Genomic DNA, 1,325 nt, shown 5'->3' with positions numbered 1-1,325 from the left:
TGAACCGCGCCGGGTTTGTTGGAGACCGGGTTACGTGGCTGGGGCGAGAGTAGCTGACTTGATTTCTGCGCGGTAGAGGGTTTCGTATTCGGCGGGTGGAAGGTCCTGGCAGGCGCTGTGGAGTCGGCGGTTGTTGTACCAGTCGACCCATTCCATGGTGGCGATCTCGACGTCGTCCAGGCCCTTCCACGGGCCGCGGCGGTGGATCAGTTCGGTCTTGTACAGCCCGATGGTGCTCTCGGCCAGCGCGTTGTCGTAGCTGTCCCCGCGCGAGCCGACCGAGCTGACCGCACCGGCGTCGGCGAGCCGGTCGGTGTAGCGGATGGACAGATATTGGCAGCCGCGGTCGGAGTGATGCACCAGCCCGTCGAGCGCGTCGGCCTGGCCGCCGCGACGCCAGATGGCCATCTCCAGCGCGTCCAGGGGCAGGTCGGTGCGCAGGTGGTCGGTCAGCCGCCAGCCGACGATCATCCGGGAGAACACGTCGATGACGAATGCGGCGTAGACGAACCCGGACCAGGTGTGGATGTAGGTCAGATCGGCCACCCACAGCCGGTTCGGCGCCGGCGCGGCGAAGTCCCGCTCGACCAGGTCGGCCGGGCGCGGGCACAGCGGCTCGGCGATGGTCGTGCGGCGCTTGTGATCGCCGCGGACCGCGCCGGATAATCCGAGCCGGCGCATCAGCCGGGCGACCGTGCAGCGGGCCACGGCCACGCCCTGGCGGTTGAGCGCCTTCCACATCTTGCGCACCCCGTACACCTCGAAGTTGTCGTTCCACAGCCGGATGATCTCGGCCGACAGCTGCTCATCGCGCCGCTCGCGGGCCGAGCGGGGCCGGTTCCTGGCTGCGTAGTACGTCGCCGGCGCGAGCGCGAGCACCTGGCAGATCGGCTCGACGCCATACTGTTCGCGGTGAGCGTCGATGAAGGCCACTATCTGGGCGGTCGGGGGTCGAGTTCCCGGGCGAAAAAAGCGGCCGCCGACTTGAGGATTTCGTTGGCTCGGCGCAGCTCACGGACCTCCCGCTCGAGCTCGGCGATCCGCTGCGCGTCGGCCGTCGAGGTGCCCGGATGCTGGCCTTCGTCGACCTCGGCCTGGCGGACCCAGCCGCGCAACGCTTCGCGGTGCACGCCGAGCTGCTGGGCAACCCGGGCGATGGCACCGGGCGCATTGCCGGTCTGCTCGCGGACCTCGAAGACCATCCGAACCGCGCGCTCACGCAGTTCCTGCGGGTACTTCCTGGGGGCTGGCATCGCGTGTGATTCTCCCTTCCGCCAGCACGATCATGCTGGCTTCAGGGTCTCCAAGAAAGTCGGAGCGGTTCA

Annotated in this window: 1 protein-coding gene and 1 other annotated feature; the gene reads right to left on the bottom strand. The window is 68.5% G+C overall.

Annotated features, from left to right (window positions below; genetic code table 11):
• Nucleotides 1–30: 30 nt before the first annotated feature.
• Nucleotides 31–1,253, bottom strand: a protein-coding gene (locus tag ABZ459_RS52745; protein ID WP_357989108.1) for an IS3 family transposase whose coding sequence is annotated in 2 segments (ribosomal slippage) — nucleotides 31–968 and nucleotides 968–1,253 — 1,224 coding nt in all. Because the reading frame shifts where the segments join, the coding sequence is not laid out codon by codon here.
• Nucleotides 862–975 (bottom strand) — a sequence feature (AL1L pseudoknot). Its footprint overlaps the gene before it by 114 nt.
• Nucleotides 1,254–1,325: the final 72 nt, after the last annotated feature.

Source organism: Nonomuraea sp. NPDC005692, assembly GCF_040631115.1.
Lineage (GTDB): Bacteria > Actinomycetota > Actinomycetes > Streptosporangiales > Streptosporangiaceae > Nonomuraea.
The sequence above is the reverse complement of the archived record's forward strand: the minus strand, read 5'-3'. Positions and strand labels throughout refer to the sequence as shown.